This window comes from Methylocystis sp. B8 (genome assembly GCF_005771425.1).
Taxonomy (GTDB): domain Bacteria; phylum Pseudomonadota; class Alphaproteobacteria; order Rhizobiales; family Beijerinckiaceae; genus Methylocystis.
Map to the genome: position 1 here is coordinate 297,219 of NZ_VBTZ01000001.1, position 14,562 is coordinate 311,780.

General features: G+C 62.6%; 15 protein-coding genes. 7 read left to right on the forward strand and 8 right to left on the reverse strand.

The window, feature by feature from the left end:
* The first annotated feature begins 127 nt into the window (after nucleotides 1-127).
* A complete protein-coding gene (gene purD, locus FEV16_RS01440) occupies nucleotides 128-1,414 on the forward strand; it encodes a phosphoribosylamine--glycine ligase (protein ID WP_138165827.1) in 1,287 nt (428 codons plus the stop codon).
* On the opposite strand, the gene FEV16_RS01445 is transcribed toward purD, so the two are convergent.
* From FEV16_RS01445 to FEV16_RS01460, 4 genes are read right to left on the reverse strand one after another with little or no spacing between them, the layout of a single operon-like run.
* Entirely contained in the window at nucleotides 1,402-2,010 is a 609-nt protein-coding gene (locus FEV16_RS01445; RefSeq protein ID WP_138166433.1) for a TPM domain-containing protein, read from the reverse strand. The genes purD and FEV16_RS01445 overlap by 13 nt on opposite strands.
* Nucleotides 2,010-2,798 (reverse strand): TPM domain-containing protein, encoded by a 789-nt coding sequence (locus FEV16_RS01450; RefSeq protein WP_138165828.1) that lies wholly within the window; start codon nucleotides 2,796-2,798, stop codon nucleotides 2,010-2,012. Before FEV16_RS01450 ends, FEV16_RS01445 begins: the two co-directional genes overlap by 1 nt.
* Nucleotides 2,799-2,800: 2 nt before the next feature.
* Nucleotides 2,801-3,232 (reverse strand): transcriptional repressor, encoded by a 432-nt coding sequence (locus FEV16_RS01455; RefSeq protein ID WP_138165829.1) that lies wholly within the window; start codon nucleotides 3,230-3,232, stop codon nucleotides 2,801-2,803.
* 39 nt (nucleotides 3,233-3,271) lie between these two features.
* Complete coding sequence (locus FEV16_RS01460) at nucleotides 3,272-3,757, reverse strand: hypothetical protein (RefSeq protein WP_138165830.1); 486 nt, start codon at nucleotides 3,755-3,757, stop codon at nucleotides 3,272-3,274.
* Nucleotides 3,758-3,860: 103 nt separating this feature from the next.
* Here FEV16_RS01460 and FEV16_RS01465 point away from each other — a divergent pair, with 103 nt between their 5' ends.
* The 4 genes from FEV16_RS01465 (at nucleotide 3,861) to FEV16_RS01480 (ending at nucleotide 9,653) form a co-directional block, all read left to right on the forward strand.
* The gene (locus FEV16_RS01465; protein WP_138165831.1) at nucleotides 3,861-5,102 is read left to right on the forward strand and encodes an argininosuccinate synthase; all 1,242 of its coding nucleotides are present in this window, start codon (nucleotides 3,861-3,863) and stop codon (nucleotides 5,100-5,102) included.
* A gap of 160 nt (nucleotides 5,103-5,262) precedes the next feature.
* Nucleotides 5,263-6,366: a lysine-2,3-aminomutase-like protein gene (locus FEV16_RS01470; RefSeq protein ID WP_138165832.1), complete on the forward strand. Its 1,104-nt coding sequence runs from the start codon at nucleotides 5,263-5,265 to the stop codon at nucleotides 6,364-6,366.
* 57 nt (nucleotides 6,367-6,423) lie between these two features.
* Nucleotides 6,424-9,087 (forward strand): DUF3772 domain-containing protein, encoded by a 2,664-nt coding sequence (locus tag FEV16_RS01475; protein ID WP_138165833.1) that lies wholly within the window; start codon nucleotides 6,424-6,426, stop codon nucleotides 9,085-9,087.
* Between the two features lie 47 nt (nucleotides 9,088-9,134).
* Nucleotides 9,135-9,653 (forward strand): CAP domain-containing protein, encoded by a 519-nt coding sequence (locus FEV16_RS01480; RefSeq protein WP_246657115.1) that lies wholly within the window; start codon nucleotides 9,135-9,137, stop codon nucleotides 9,651-9,653.
* Between the two features lies 1 nt (nucleotide 9,654).
* Here the strand turns inward: FEV16_RS01480 and FEV16_RS01485 are convergent, their stop codons facing one another.
* Nucleotides 9,655-9,864: a hypothetical protein gene (locus FEV16_RS01485; protein ID WP_138165835.1), complete on the reverse strand. Its 210-nt coding sequence runs from the start codon at nucleotides 9,862-9,864 to the stop codon at nucleotides 9,655-9,657.
* 135 nt (nucleotides 9,865-9,999) lie between these two features.
* On the opposite strand from FEV16_RS01485, the gene FEV16_RS01490 reads away from it, so the two are divergent.
* Entirely contained in the window at nucleotides 10,000-11,067 is a 1,068-nt protein-coding gene (locus tag FEV16_RS01490; protein WP_138165836.1) for a DUF2336 domain-containing protein, read from the forward strand.
* A gap of 3 nt (nucleotides 11,068-11,070) precedes the next feature.
* Here the strand turns inward: FEV16_RS01490 and FEV16_RS01495 are convergent, their stop codons facing one another.
* The 3 genes from FEV16_RS01495 to FEV16_RS01505 all read right to left on the reverse strand — a co-directional run bounded on the left by FEV16_RS01495 (nucleotide 11,071) and on the right by FEV16_RS01505 (nucleotide 13,285).
* Entirely contained in the window at nucleotides 11,071-11,412 is a 342-nt protein-coding gene (locus tag FEV16_RS01495; protein ID WP_138165837.1) for a DUF1491 family protein, read from the reverse strand.
* Nucleotides 11,413-11,457: 45 nt separating this feature from the next.
* Nucleotides 11,458-12,036 (reverse strand): peptidoglycan-binding domain-containing protein, encoded by a 579-nt coding sequence (locus FEV16_RS01500; RefSeq protein ID WP_246657116.1) that lies wholly within the window; start codon nucleotides 12,034-12,036, stop codon nucleotides 11,458-11,460.
* Nucleotides 12,037-12,166: 130 nt separating this feature from the next.
* The gene (locus tag FEV16_RS01505; protein WP_138165839.1) at nucleotides 12,167-13,285 is read right to left on the reverse strand and encodes a HAMP domain-containing sensor histidine kinase; all 1,119 of its coding nucleotides are present in this window, start codon (nucleotides 13,283-13,285) and stop codon (nucleotides 12,167-12,169) included.
* A gap of 640 nt (nucleotides 13,286-13,925) precedes the next feature.
* Between FEV16_RS01505 and FEV16_RS01515 the strand changes: the two genes are divergently transcribed.
* On the forward strand, nucleotides 13,926-14,513 hold the full coding sequence (locus FEV16_RS01515; RefSeq protein ID WP_138165841.1) for a hypothetical protein: 588 nt from the start codon (nucleotides 13,926-13,928) through the stop codon (nucleotides 14,511-14,513).
* The last annotated feature ends 49 nt before the right edge of the window (nucleotides 14,514-14,562 follow it).

Below are 14,562 nucleotides of genomic sequence, written 5' to 3' on the forward strand. Positions count from 1 at the left end.
CTTGCCCCCCGTGCGCTAGCTAGCGGCGCATATCAGGGGGGCAAGCCTAGCATTTCCGAGCGAATTGCCTTTTGACCTCAGCGCGCCTTAAAAGCGCAAACGAGGCAATCGGGCGAGCGCAGCGGCCATGAATGTTCTTTTGATCGGATCGGGCGGACGTGAGCATGCGATCGCCATCGCGCTGAAAAAAAGCCCGCTGCTTAAGCGGCTCTATATCGCGCCTGGCAATCCAGGAACGGCGCGCATTGGAAATAATGTCGATCTCGATGTCGCCGACCACTCGGGCGTGATCGACTTTTGTCGAGAGACCGCGATTGCGCTCGTCGTCATCGGGCCAGAGCAGCCGCTGATCGGCGGGCTCGTCGACGAGTTGGAGAAGCGTGGCGTTCTCGCCTTTGGTCCAACGCGGGCGGCGGCTCAGCTTGAAGGCTCCAAGGGCTTCACCAAGGATTTGTGTCGCGACTATCGTATTCCGACCGCGCGCTATGCGCGTTTTCGCGCGCTCGAACCTGCAATGCATTATTTACGCGAGAATGGCGCGCCGATTGTCGTCAAGGCCGATGGACTCGCCGCCGGCAAAGGCGTCGTCGTCGCGCAGACTCTTGCGGAAGCGGAGAGCGCCGCGCAGGCGATGTTCGCCGGCGCCTTCGGCGCGTCGGGAGCCGAGGTCGTCATCGAGGAATATCTCGAGGGGGAAGAGGCGTCGCTCTTCGCGCTCTGTGATGGCGTTCGCGCATTGCCATTCGCCACGGCTCAGGATCATAAGCGCGTCGGCGACGGCGACACGGGTCCGAACACCGGCGGCATGGGCGCTTATTCGCCGGCTTCGGTCGTGACGCCGGAGGTCGAAGCGCGCGTCATGAACGAAATCATCGCGCCGACGATGCGCGCCATGCGCGAAAGGGGCGCGCCATTCAAGGGCGCGCTCTATGCGGGACTGATGCTCACAAGGGATGGGCCAAAGCTCATCGAATATAATTGCCGCTTCGGCGATCCCGAGGCGCAGGTCATTCTCCCCCGTCTTGAGGACGATCTTCTCAAGTTGATGCTTGCCGCTGCGCGAGGCGATTTACCGCAGGATCGGCCGCGGTTCTCGCCGCTTACCGCGCTGACGGTCGTTCTCGCGGCGAAAAATTATCCGGGGACGCCGATGACGGGCTCGGAAATCCGCAAGGTGGAAAGCGCCGCGGCTGTCGAGGGGGTCACGATCACCCACGCCGGCACGCGCGAGGAAGGGGGAAAACTCCTCGCCGCCGGCGGCCGCGTGCTCAACGTCACGGCCTTGGGCGAAAGCGTCGCCGAGGCGCAGGCGCGCGCATACGCGGCGGTCGATCTTATCGACTGGCCCGGCGGCTTTTGCCGCCGCGACATTGGCTGGCGGGAGGTCGCGCGCGAACACAACTACATCACGTAGATCTTGTCGGGCAGTTCGTCGCCGCTCGCGCCGGGCGGCGCATACTGCGCCAAGAGGCGCGCGCATTCCTCGATCGCCGCGACAAAACCGTCCGCCACTCTTTCCTGCCGTATTTCTTCAAGCAGTTGATTGAGCGCGACTTGCCATCGCTCGTTTGCGATCTTCGCGGCGACCGCGTCGTCGGCGACGATACGCGCATAGCGTTCGGCGAATGAGACGAATATGAGCACGCCCGTTCGCGATTTGGTGCCGGCGACGCCGCGCGAGAAAAATTGCTCAATTGCTTCGCGCTCGGCACGGGCGCGCATGACGGCGCGCGGCGTCAACAAAAAGCGCACGGGAGCCCATGAGACAAAGAGCGTCGCGACGATAAAGATCGCGATTTGGGCCGCGAAGATTTCGCGAGTCGAGAGGTCGGTAAAAAGCAGCATGGGCCAGGGCGACGCCAGCGCGACGAAGGCGCCCCAAAGCGGCGGCACAAATGCGTAATCGGAAGAGCGGCGCGCCAGCACACAGACGATCTCGCCGGACGTTGTTTCCTCAGCGCGGCGGATTGTCTCGGCGATGCGCTCATAATCTTGCGCGGTCAGCTGCATCACCAGTCTCCCGAAGCGCCGCCGCCACCCGATGAGCCGCCGCCGCCAAAGAATCCGCCGCCGTCGCTCCAACCGCCGGCGCCGCTCGAGCCGCCCGAGGAGTCGCTGTTCCAGAAGCCGCCGCTCGGGGGCAGCACGATCATGGGGCTCCCGCCGCGCCGGTAGCGTCGGTAAGCACGCCGCTGGCCGCGTGCGCTACGCGCCATCCAGACCACGATGAACAGAAACAGCGCGAAAAAAATGAGCGGAGAAAGCTCGTCGAAACTCGTGGATTGGGGCCCCCGCGCCCGTTTCGTCCATTCAGCGGAATCGCCGGAGAGCACCTCGATAATGCCCTCGACGCCGCGCTCTACCCCGGCGCCATAGTCTCTCGCTTTGAATCTTGGCGCCACCGCGCTGGTCAGAATGATCTTCGACAACGCGTCGGTGAGCGTTCCTTCCAAGCCGTAGCCGACTTCAATACGCATTTTGCGCTGGTTCGGCGCGACAAGAAACAGGACGCCATTGTTCTTTTTCGCCTCTCCAAGCTTCCAAAAGCGAAACAGGCCGTTGGCGTAGGTTTCGACATCCAATCCGTCGAGCGAATCGACAGACGCCACGACAAGCTGGATACCCGATTTGTCCTCGAGATCCTTGAGCTTTGTCTCGATCGTAGCTTTCGTCGCGAGCGGAATGATATTGGCTTGATCGACCACTCGGCCGGTGAGCGGCGGATAGTTCGCGGCCGCGAAAGCCAGCGATGCAACGAGAAAGAAGAGCGGCGCGAGCCAGCGCGCGGCCCCGCGCATCGCTATTTGCCTTCGCACCGGGCGCAGCGCCCAGCGATTTCGACGACGCGCGTTCGGGCGCTGAATTTCGCGGCCCCGATAAGAGCGGAAAGTTCGCGCGCAAAGCCTGGGGACGTCGCCTCCTTCACCTCGCCGCATTGCTCACAAATGATGAAAACGACTGGCTCCTCGGCCTCATGCGCATGTCCGCAAACGATATAAGCGTTTTTCGATGCAAGCCGATGCGCCAGCCCATTGTCCATAAGATAGCCGAGCGCGCGGTAGACCGAGACCGGCGCAGGACGTTTGCCTTCTTCGTCCGCCATGAGATCGATCATCTCGTAAGCGCCGACCGGCCGGTTCGCCTCCGTGAGGATGTCGAGGGCCCTGCGCCGCGCCGGCGTCAGACCGGCGACCTTGGGCCGCGAGGAGCTTTTGGCGGTGCGGCTGCTCATTGCGCCAATTTAGGGGGCTTCCGCGCAAAAGACGAGGCTTCAGCGCTTGGCGCAGGCCGCGGTGAATTTCTTGAATTTCTCCGCCGCGTCCGCGAGAGGCGCCGTACGCTGCGCGCCGCCGATGGAAATATTGAGCGTTTCCCCGCTGGTCATCGCGGCGAAGATCGGGTCCTTCGTCTGAAGGGATGCTTCGAAGCTCGGCACGCCCGCTTCCTCATTCGGGACGAGCTTGCCGGCGACCTTCGCCGTTTTTTGGCCGACAGAGAGGGTCGCCGTCGCCTTGTCGCCAGCTTTGAGCTTGTCGCTCGTTTCGGCGACCCAGATTTTGACGACGCCGCTCCCTGGCGCGCAGGTGAAGCTTCCGAGACTGTCGTCGCTCTCCGGGACCCCATAGCCGAGATAGATGCTATCCGCGTCTTTGTCCTCCAGTCCGCCGAGCGTCCAGACGCGCGCGTCGGTTTGGGCGCTGACGCCCGACAGGGCGATAAGAGAAAGGACTCCCGCTAGGGCGCATGTTCGCTGCACGCATTCTCTCCTTGCGCCGAGGGCGTGGACCAGGCCGGCTTGCGCTCACGCGCGCGGCGCCTATAGTCCGCGCGCAATTGCCTCCCGCCGAGCCAGAGCCAAAATGAACCGCCCGAAAAAAGAAATCAAACGCGTCGTCCTCGCCTATTCTGGAGGGCTCGACACCTCCATCATCCTGAAGTGGCTGCAGACGACCTATAGGGCGGAAGTCATCACCTTTACCGCCGATCTCGGACAGGGCGAGGAGCTCGAGCCCGCGCGCGAGAAGGCGCTGCTTTTGGGCGTTAAGCCAGAAAACATCTTCATCGAAGATCTGCGCGAAGAATTTGTGCGCGACTATGTCTTCCCGATGTTTCGCGCCAACGCCCAATATGAGGGGCTTTATCTTCTCGGCACGTCGATCGCGCGTCCGCTTATCGCCAAAAAGCAGATCGAGATCGCACGCAAAATGGGCGCGGACGCGGTCTGCCATGGCGCAACCGGCAAGGGCAATGACCAGGTGCGTTTCGAACTCGGCTATTATGCGCTGGAGCCCGATATCGTCGTGATTGCGCCCTGGCGCGAATGGACCTTCGTCTCGCGCGCCGACCTCATCGCCTTCGCCGAAAAGAACCAGATACCGATCGCCAAGGACAAGCGGGGCGAAGCGCCGTTCTCGACCGACGCCAATCTTCTGCACACGTCTTCGGAAGGAAAGGTGCTCGAAGACCCGAACCAGGAGACGCCGGATTACGTCTATTCGCGCACGGGCAATCCTGAGGATGCGCCCGATGAGGCGCAATATGTCACGATCGACTTCGAGAAGGGCGATGCGGTCGCTGTGGATGGCGTCAAGCTCTCGCCCGCGGCGCTGCTCGCCAAGCTCAACGATCTCGGACGCCTGCATGGGATCGGACGACTCGATCTCGTCGAAAACCGCTTCGTCGGCATGAAGTCTCGCGGCATGTATGAGACGCCGGGCGGCTCTATCCTGCTCGTTGCGCATCGCGGCATCGAGAGTCTCACGCTGGACCGCGGCGCCGCGCATCTCAAAGACGAACTGATGCCGCGCTACGCCGAACTGATCTATAACGGCTTGTGGTTTTCGCCGGAGCGCAAGATGTTGCAGGCGGCGATCGACAAGAGCCAGGAGCATGTAACGGGCCGCGTGCGCGTCAAGCTCTATAAGGGTTCGGCGACGCTTGTCGGCCGGGAAAGCCCGTGGTCGCTTTACGATCAGGACCTCGTCACATTCGAGGAGGGCGGAACTTACGACCAGCGCGACGCCGAAGGCTTCATCAAGCTCAATGCGTTGCGGCTGCGCACGCTGGCGAAACGCGCTACGCGCGGAGCGAAGCAAAACTGACCACGTTGACGGATTTGCGGACCGCCGGATGCCTCCCTCTCCCGCGAAGCGGGGGAGGGTAAGGGAGGGGGCTTAAATTCGAGTCGAGCAGAAATTGCATCGTCCTCTTTCCAACTCTCCCCCGCTTGGCGGGAGAGAGGGCGATCGCGCTGCGGAGGAAATGTCGCCGCTGGATCAAGGCACAACCGCGCAGACTCGCGGACCGTCGCAAACGCTTCTTTCTCTCGACGATCTCGTTGACGCTGGCCTCATCGCGGAAGCCGACGCGCCAAGCCTTCAAAATGTCGCCAAGCGCTACAGCATCGCCCTCACGCCGGAAATCGCGGCGCTGATCGATCGTGACGATCCGAATGATCCGATTGCGCGCCAGTTTATTCCCGACCCTCGCGAATCCCATAGCACGCCGCAGGAACACGCCGACCCGATCGGCGACGATGCGCATTCGCCGCTGCCAGGGCTCGTGCATCGCTATCCGGACCGCGTGCTCTTAAAGCTGCTGTCGGTTTGTCCGGTCTATTGCCGCTTCTGTTTCCGCCGCGAAACGGTCGGTCGCGGTAAGGGCGAGCTGCTGCCAGAGTATCACGTCAGCGCGGCGCTCGATTATATTGCGACGCGACAGCAGATTTTTGAAGTGATCCTCACCGGCGGCGATCCCTTGATGCTCTCGGCGCGTCGCCTCGAAGCCGTGTCGCGTCGTCTTGCTAATATGCCGCACGTGCGGCTGTTGCGCGTTCACACGCGCGCGCCGACCGTCGCGCCGGACCTTGTCACGTCGGATCGGCTCGCGGCGCTTCGCGGAAGCGGCAAGGCTCTTTTCGTCGCCCTGCATGTCAATCATGCGCGCGAATTGACCGAGTCGGCGCGGGAGGCGATCGCGCAGCTGCGTGAGGCGGGCGCGATCCTTCTGTCGCAGACCGTTCTGCTCAAAGGCGTCAATGACAGCGTTGAGGTCCTGGAGCGGCTGATGCGCGATTTGGCAAGCCTGGGGGTCAGGCCTTATTATCTGCACCATCCAGATCTCGCGCTGGGGACCGCGCATTTTCGGCTCAGCCTTGCGGCGGGCAGACGAATCTACGCGGAGCTGTCACGCCGGATGACCAGCCTCGCGCTGCCGGCCTATGTGCTCGACATTCCCGGGGGCTTCGGCAAGGCGCGCCTCGCCGAGGGCGCCGCCGAGCCAGACGGCCGAGGAGGATGGATCATCGTCGATCGGAATGGCGAGAAACGGTCCTACCGCGATGAACTCGAGCCGCCGAAGGACTGACTTTCGTTCGCGTGCTCGGAACAGATCCATCGGCTCGACTCCACGTAAGGAATACTTGTGCGCAGACTGACGCTCCTGATCGCCATACTGATTGCGGCGTTTGCCGCTTTCGTAGCGCGCGCCGACGAGGCGCCGGATTCGATCGAGCAGTTCAACGCGCGTCTCGATCGCGCGCGCTCGACGCTCGATGAAGTGCAAAAGGCGCTGGAGCAGCCGGAGCTTTCCGACGCAGCATTGCGCAGTCTGCGCGCGCGCATCGACCCCTTGCCGCGTGAGCTGGAAGAGACGATCGAAAAGCTAACGCCGCGTCTTGCAGCGATTGATGCCCGATTGAAGGAGCTTGCGCCCGTCGCGACGAAACCGCAGGAGCCGGCAAAGGAGGCTCCGAAAGCGCCGGAGAAGCCCGCGGAGACGAAGCCCGCGCCGAAGCCGTCCGTAAAGAACAGCGTTGAGAAGCCGCAGCCGCCAAGAGGTCCGCCTGCGCCTGCGCCGGAGACGACGCCGGGCGATACCGAATCCCCCGACGCGTTGGCTCGCGTCAGCGCCAACGCCGAGCTTGAAGAACAGCGTCGCCTTTTCGACGCGACTGACGCGACGCTGAAACGCGCGCGCGCCATGCTGCTCGAAGCGCGGCAAATCTCGGTGACGATTGTCGCGCGCCAGCGCGGACTTTTCGCGAAAAATCTTTTTTTGCGCACGAGCGGCCTGTTCACGCCTTCGCTGTGGCGCGCCGCGCTTGAAAGCGTTCCCGGCCTTGTCAGCGATTCGGCGAGCTTTCTTTCCGATCGTGCGGGGAATGTCGTCGATCGCGTCAATAGCGGCAAGCGCGCGCAGTTTTTTGCCGTGCTTTTCCTGATCGCCGCTGGCGGCGTTTTGGCGCTGTTCATGGCGCGCCGCGTCGCAAGGCGTCTTGACGGGGACGCCACTCCGACGCCTTTACGCAAGGCGGCCGCTGCCGGATGGACGGCGATCGTTGTCGCAGCCGCGCCAGTTGCTGCGGTCGGCGCATTGAGCCTAGCCTTTGACGCCTTCGACATTGTCGACTCGACGTTGGAGCCGATTTGGCGACGCGTTGTCGAAGGCGTGGCGAGGATCGCCTTCGCCTACGCTATCGCGCGCGCGGTTTTCGCGCCGTCCCATCCGAACTGGCGATTGATCGATCCGGGCGATCGGCTCGCTAGGCTTCTGACGGCGCTGATCGCGCTAGCGGCGCTGACTCTTTCCGCGGCGCGCTTCGTGGAGCAACTCGAAGAAGCGACGCAGGCTGGTCTGTCTCTCGTTATCATCACGCGCGGCATGGGCGTGATGATTGTCGTCGCGCTCATCTCCATTGCGCTCTTCAACCTGCCGCGCCGCGCCGAAGTTGAAAAGGGCGGCGCCGTCGCGACCGTCGAAGGACGCGACTGGATGAGCGCCGCGCGTTTCTTTGGCGCCGTCGTGGTCATAGCCTTAGTGGCGGCATGTGGCGCCGGCTACGTCACTTTCGCCAATTTCGTCATTCTGCAAATAGGGTGGACTGCGGCGGTGCTGGCCATCCTCTACGTCGTCGTGACGCTTCTGCGCGGCGGCATAGAGGCGGCGTTTGCGCCGATGAGTTTTCTTGGCCGCAATGTGATCAGCGGATTCGGCATGCGCCGCGAGCAACTCGCGCCGCTCGCCGTGCTGCTTTCCGGCATTGTTACGCTGCTCTGCTTCGTGACGGCGGCTTTGGTGGCGATGGCGCCGCTCGGCTACGAGTCCGGCGATTTTCTCGCGAATATCCGATCGGCCTTCATTTCCTTCAAGATTGGCGACGTCACCATCTCGCCTTCGAGCGCGCTCGTAGCGGTATTGGTCTTTGCCGCCGGGCTCGCCGCAACCCAGGGACTTCGTCGCTGGCTTGACACGCGTTTTCTGCCGCTGACGCGCCTTGATCTCGGATTGCGCAATTCGATCAGCGCGACGCTCGGCTATGTCGGATTCATTCTTGCGGCGGCGCTCGCCCTCTCCTATGTGGGGCTCGGCTTCGAGAAGCTCGCGATCGTCGCCGGCGCCCTTTCCGTCGGCATTGGCTTTGGCTTGCAGTCGATCGTCAACAATTTTGTCTCAGGACTCATTCTGCTTTGGGAGCGCGCCATTCGAGTCGGCGACTGGGTGGTGGTCGGCGATGAGCAGGGCTATGTCAAACGCATCAATGTTCGCTCCACCGAGATCGAAACCTTCGACCGCGCGACGATGATTGTGCCGAACTCCAATCTCGTCGCCGGCGTCGTGAAGAATTGGCTGCGCGGAGACAAGGTCGGCCGCATAAAAATCGCCATCGCGCCCCATGCCGGCGTCGATCCGGAAAGGATGCGCGACATTCTTTTGGCGGCGGCGCGCGCGCAGGAAGGCGTTTTGCGGATTCCTGCTCCACAGGTGATGTTCCTCGGCATGGAGGCGAACGCCTTCAAATTCGAGTTGTGGTGCTATGTCGAGGATGTCGAGCAGTCAGCGCGCGTGCGCAGCGATCTGCACTTTGATCTCTATCAGCGCCTTGGTGAGGCCGGAATCACCATTGGTCTCGCCGCGGCGGCGCCGCCGACGATCGTCCATATACCTGAGCTCGACAAGCTTGCGGCGGCCGCTGTCGCGAGCGCCCTTGCGATTGAGGCCAATCTGCCGGGCGTCAAGAGCGAAGGCGAGGAGCCTGAAAAATCCGACGTCTTCGAAGAGAACGCCGCGCCCTCGGAAGCAAAGTAAATCTCTTCACGTTCACTGTTTCTCAAAGAATGGGGAGCGAGATGCGCATGATGCTCTTGCCGCAACTCCTTCGTTTCGCCGGTCTCCTTGCGATCGGCGCGCTTGCCGGCTGCAACGCCGCGCAGGAGTCGGCGAGCCCTCCAGTAGGGTCGGAGCCGCCAATGTATCGTTCTCTGGCGACAGCCGGCGCGCGCGTCGACCCCGCTGCGGCGCGCGACATGATCTCGCTTTATCGGCGCAATAGCGGCCTCGGCGCTTTGGCGCTCGACGACGGGTTGCAGCGCGTTGCGGAGGCGCAGGCGCGAGACATGGCGCAAAGCGCTGACCTTGCGGCGCGTGGCGAGCTTGGCGATCGGCTGGCTGGCGCAGGGGTTCAAACCCCGGCGGCCGTGGAGAATGTTTCCGCCGGCTATCGCACGCTGGCCGAAGCATTTTCGGGGTGGCGAGATTCCGCTCCGCACAATGCGCGTATGCTGGATAAGCGCGTAAAACGGATGGGCATCGCCACGGCCTATGCGCCTGGCGCGAAATATAAAGTCTATTGGGCGCTCGTTCTCGCCGACTGAATCATGCGCGGACCCCGCGCTTGCGTTTGCCGCCGCTGGGCGGCGTGCCGCAATATTCTGGTTCGGACTTCGTAATTGGACTGGTTACGCCGTCGTCGATCCGTAGATAGCGCACGCCGAGAAAGAAAAGGATCTCGGCGTCACGTTGCAGTGTACCGCAAAGTCTCGGCGCCGCTCTTGGGCGCGGCCGGAAGGCGATGACCTTCCCCATGACGATCCCTCCCCAAGCTCCTAACGACGATGAATCAGCATATGAAGACGATTAGGAGTTGGCGAGGGTTAATGTTCCGTCAATGACCCGATGCTAAATTTTCTGCAGGTTGCGTAGGGTTCGAGTGGTGTTGCGATGGACGGCGGTAAGGAACAGCATCGGAGCGTCGATGCTTCGCTGCTTCGAGCGGTCGTCGATCAGTTTGTCGAACGCTCGATGCATCCGACGGCCGATATTCGTCAGTTCGAGCCGCTCGCGCTCGGCCTCATCGACAACATCGATTCCGAAACAGTCGCTCGCGTGGCGCTGCCCCTCTGCTTTCATCCCGAAACGCCTTCGTCTATTTTTGCGCGTCTTTTCGACAAGGGCGGCGCCGCCGCGGCTCTTGCCTTTCAATTCACGCCCAATTTCCGGCAGCGCGACATGATGGTCACGGCCGAGCGGGGTCCGACGCCATTCGCGGCGGCAATCGCCCGCCGACGCGATCTCGTTCGCGAGACGATGACGGCGCTTGCCTCCCGCAACGAAGTCGAGGTGCTTCGCGCGCTCGCCGGCAATCTTTCGGCGCATTTAGACGCGGCGTCGCGGCGCGCGCTGGTCATGGCGGCGCGAGATGATCTGACGCTCGCGCGTACGCTGCTCGATCGCGACGACCTCGATCTTGATCCGGAACCGCTGTTTCTCGCTGCGAATCGGCTCGAGCGCAGGGCCATCGTGCTCCACGCTTGTCGCCAAATATTGGCGAGCGGCGCGACTGAAACGCATTGTCGCGCTAACGCCGATTTCGTCGCAAAACTGGAAGGAGCAGCGCAACGCCAGGATCGCGGCGCGATGGCCACGCTCCTTTCCGAGGCGCTCGAGTGCCGAAAGGACCGTGCACGCGCCGTTGTCGCCGACCGTCTTGGCGAGGCTTTCGCTCTGGCGCTCAATGCGATCGGCATTCCGTTGGAGTCGGCGGCGCGCATCCTTTGGGCTGAACCACACCGCAGCGCCACGATTGCACGCTCGCTTGTCGGATTGACGCGTTCGACGCCGCAGCGCGCGGCGGCGCGCATCGTTAGCGCAGTGACCGGGGCGGCGCGATCGGAGCGCGAGAATTCGCGCCGGGCGACGCGAGAAGAGGCTGGTGCGCCAACGTGGCGGCGCGCGGCGGCGCCCCAACCCGTGGCGCGACCATCGCGCAAACTCGATCAGTCCGCCTGATCGCTATGCGGCGAGGTCGACAAAGATGCGACCCTCACGATCCTCAATTTCGACGATCCAAAGATCCGGGTCGAACATGATCTCGCGCTTGAGCCTTTGCTCGGCCTCTGCCGGATCGAGCCAGTCCCCTGCATGAACCTTCGCGAACAGACGATCGACTCCCTCGGGCGGCTCTTCGCTTTGCGGCGCAGGACCATAGACCGCGGCGCGCCCGTCGAGCCGATCGAGCTTCACAAAGATCGCGCCGGCTTCGGCCGCGCCGCGACGGCGCAGCATGGCGACTGCGCCTTGTGTCTCCGCGCGACGGATTAGCGCGGAGACGAATATGTCAGACCTCAGGCGCATGACGTTCAAACTAGCGCTTGAGCAACCGGATTGTCGAACGCTCGCTCAGGGGAGCGGCAGGTTGGAGCGCGCCGCAAGCAGCCGCAGCAGTTTCGGCGTGATTTGGCCTTTGGCTGGCAGGCCGATATCCCGCTCGAACTTTTCGAGGACCTGGCGCGTGGCGCTGTTAAGCATGCCATCAGCGCGTACGACGTAACCGAGCTTCAGCAGGGCGCGCTGCGCAAAAAGCACCTTACCGTCGATAGCCGAATTACTATCGGCGGCTGGCGCCTTTTCGTTCTTGTGCGCGCTTGCCGCGCGCGGAGGCGCGGCGCTAAGGATAAGCGAGCTGATGGCGTCCCGCTTCTTATCCATCATGCGCGGCGTATCTGGTTTAGCTGGCCCGCTCTTGGCGACCTCCACCTTTTCGATTTTTTCGGCGATCGCGTCGGGGACGGCGCGCTGGCTCGAGTCTCGCTCTGTGCGCGCAGCTTCGATGACGGCGGGCCGCGCCGGCGGAGTCGGCGCCGTTATGACCGCTGGCAAAGGCTGACTGGAAAAGAGTGGCGCCGGATGTCTTCCGTCCTGGAAATACAGGGCGTTCATAGGTACGCCGATTGCCGCCACGGCGGCAATGCCGAGCATGAGCGTCGCGCCTATCCGGTTCGCGCCGAAGATTCGTCCGAAGAATGAGCGACGTCCAGCGCGCCGTCCGTTGCGAGGCGGCGCGCGATCGGAAGGCGAAGCCTGAAAATGAGAGGCGTAAAGCGAGGCGTCACGCAATTTTCTTCACCTTTGCTGGTTCGGCACGCCCTGCTGCGACCGTGTTTGGCGGAGCGCCGGTTCGCGCGATCGTTTGGATTTTCGCCATGCCGCCGGTCGCGCTGCGGCGCTGACCGCAGTCCTGGGGCAAGCGAACGGTGACCGCCGTGCCGGACTGCAGGCCGCTTTCAATCGTGATCGAACCGCGGTGCAGCCCGACAAGCCCGCGTATGACGGAAAGACCAAGGCCCGTTCCCTCCTGTCCGCGATCAAATGGCGCGCGCGCCCGGAAGAAAGGGTCGCCGAGCCGCTCGAGATCGTTTGGCGCGATGCCGACTCCAGTATCCGCGACAGTGATGACGGCCTGATTTCCTTCCAGCTGAAGCAGCAGCCTCACCGTTCCCGGTGGAGGCGTGAACTTCACCGCGTTAGAGAGCAGGTTAATGAGGATCTGCTTTAAGGCGCGTTTGTCGGCGACAATTTCACCAAGCGCGCTGGCGTATTCGCGCGAGAGCGTCACGCCAGACTGGTCGGCCATCAACTGCATCATGTCGCAGCATTGATCAGCCAAGGCCTGCAGAGGAAAGGGCTCCAGCTCGATTTGCATGGCGCCGGCTTCGATCTTGGAAGCGTCTAAAATCGACTCGACGACCGCGAGAAGATGGCGCCCCGAGGCGCTAATGATGGATGCATATTCCCGCTGTTTGGCGGGTTCGCATGGCGCGATTCCCTCGTTCGCGAGCATTTGCGAAAAGCCGATAATGGCGTTGAGCGGCGTGCGCAGTTCGTGGCTGATATCGGCGAGTAGCCGCACGTTGCCGATTGTCGCGCGTTTGGCTTCCATGTGAGCGGCGGCAGGGGAATCGAACTCGATGCGCAGGGCTCCCGTGCGCGACAGCACGATCAAGAAAATCAGTGGAATCTGCGCGAGAAAGAAGATTGCCGTCTCAGCGATTGTCGGCGCCCCGTGGAAGAACAGAAACAGCGGCGCCGATGTCAGTAGACAGGCGATGACGACCAGCCGCCCCAGGATGAACGCGCGATGACGGTCTTTCCGCGCCGGTCGACTGGCGATGCTCCTTTGCAACGCGACATCGGTCCAAAACTCGAAACTATCGGGGAAACTACGCAAGACACACGCTCCACATTAGTCCGGATGGGTAGCAGATCGGTCTTAAACACCCGCTAAAGCGATGCCTTTACTGGGCAGACTCCTCCATATGGTTTGTAGTTTATTGATGCGGTTTTCATGGGAAATCGATGCGCGTTTACGAAGGCTCAACTCCCTCGCGACATCACTTCAGCAAACTGCTTCCGTTATGGAGAGGCGCTTGGTTTTTCTTGCCAAATGCGCAATCTGCATTTTTCTCGTCTTAGTCGCGCTGCAGTGGCGGTCTGATCATGCGCCGAACGCCGCGAACAGGGCGGCCATGCGCGCCGCGGCTTCAGCCGTTTCGATGGTCCGTGCGGGCGGCGATGCGCTTGCCGGCGCCGCGCGCGAAAAATGCATGACCGCGCCCCGCGACTGCCTCTCGGCGGCGCAGCGGCTCCAATCGGCGACCTCTCGGGCTCGCTAGGCCACAATCCACGAAGGTGGTGTGTGCAATAAGCTGCGGCACGGCCGAGCTTTTTTGCCGAATCAAAAAATTGACTCTAAACATGGTTTAGCTTGGCGCGCGATTTAGAGGCCGAACCGCCACCGAGGCCAATTTTCGTTCCCCAGCGCGACTTGCTCGCGCGTCGTCACTCTCTCCTAAAAAAAGGAGATGGCCATGTCCGAAGAAACTTCGTCTGAAGATACGGTTTCCCGCGCCGAGTTGAACAATCTGCAGGAGCAGCTCAAAGCGATTCGCATGGAGCGCGACCGGCAGCTTTTCGAAAAATCCGAGATCGTGGCCAAGGCGAACGCTTACGCTAAGGAGCGCGACGACCTTCGAGACAGTCTTGCGGCGATGACCGCCGAGCGCGACCGCCTTGGGGCCGAGAAGGCCGAGGCCACGAATAAGATGCTGGAGGCCTCTCGACAGGTCGAAGCCGCCAACGGCCGCGCCGACGAGGCTGCGGCGGAGATTACGCGGCTGCGCCACGTGATCGCTACGGCGCCCTCGTCCGATCCCGCTATCGTGCTGTGGAACCTGGTCCAGCAAAAAACTAAGGGGGGCGTCGCCTGGACGCGGTCCAAGATTCCCGCCGACAGCCCGGCTTTGCCTTGGTTCGATAAGACGATCGCCATCGTGACTCAGATCGGCTGCTTCGCCATCAAGGCGACAGACGCCTTCATTCGCTGGGCGACGCCGAGGGCCATCGAGCTTTTTCACAAGGGCAAGGCGGAGCTCGAGGCTCGGCTGGCGAAGAAATAGTCTCAGGCTTCGGCGCGCGGCCCTAGGTCCCGGCGTCAAGTGGCGCTAG

Excerpts from the sequence above, each read along its gene's own strand:
- purD (WP_138165827.1), top strand. The coding sequence starts at position 128 with ATGAATGTTCTTTTGATCGGATCGGGCGGACGTGAGCATGCGATCGCC.
- FEV16_RS01445 (WP_138166433.1), bottom strand. The coding sequence starts at position 2,010 with ATGCAGCTGACCGCGCAAGATTATGAGCGCATCGCCGAGACAATCCGC.
- FEV16_RS01450 (WP_138165828.1), bottom strand. The coding sequence starts at position 2,798 with ATGCGCGGGGCCGCGCGCTGGCTCGCGCCGCTCTTCTTTCTCGTTGCA.
- FEV16_RS01455 (WP_138165829.1), bottom strand. The coding sequence starts at position 3,232 with ATGAGCAGCCGCACCGCCAAAAGCTCCTCGCGGCCCAAGGTCGCCGGT.
- FEV16_RS01465 (WP_138165831.1), top strand. The coding sequence starts at position 3,861 with ATGAACCGCCCGAAAAAAGAAATCAAACGCGTCGTCCTCGCCTATTCT.
- FEV16_RS01470 (WP_138165832.1), top strand. The coding sequence starts at position 5,263 with ATGTCGCCGCTGGATCAAGGCACAACCGCGCAGACTCGCGGACCGTCG.
- FEV16_RS01480 (WP_246657115.1), top strand. The coding sequence starts at position 9,135 with ATGATGCTCTTGCCGCAACTCCTTCGTTTCGCCGGTCTCCTTGCGATC.
- FEV16_RS01485 (WP_138165835.1), bottom strand. The coding sequence starts at position 9,864 with ATGGGGAAGGTCATCGCCTTCCGGCCGCGCCCAAGAGCGGCGCCGAGA.
- FEV16_RS01490 (WP_138165836.1), top strand. The coding sequence starts at position 10,000 with ATGGACGGCGGTAAGGAACAGCATCGGAGCGTCGATGCTTCGCTGCTT.
- FEV16_RS01495 (WP_138165837.1), bottom strand. The coding sequence starts at position 11,412 with ATGCGCCTGAGGTCTGACATATTCGTCTCCGCGCTAATCCGTCGCGCG.
- FEV16_RS01500 (WP_246657116.1), bottom strand. The coding sequence starts at position 12,036 with ATGCTCGGCATTGCCGCCGTGGCGGCAATCGGCGTACCTATGAACGCC.
- FEV16_RS01515 (WP_138165841.1), top strand. The coding sequence starts at position 13,926 with ATGTCCGAAGAAACTTCGTCTGAAGATACGGTTTCCCGCGCCGAGTTG.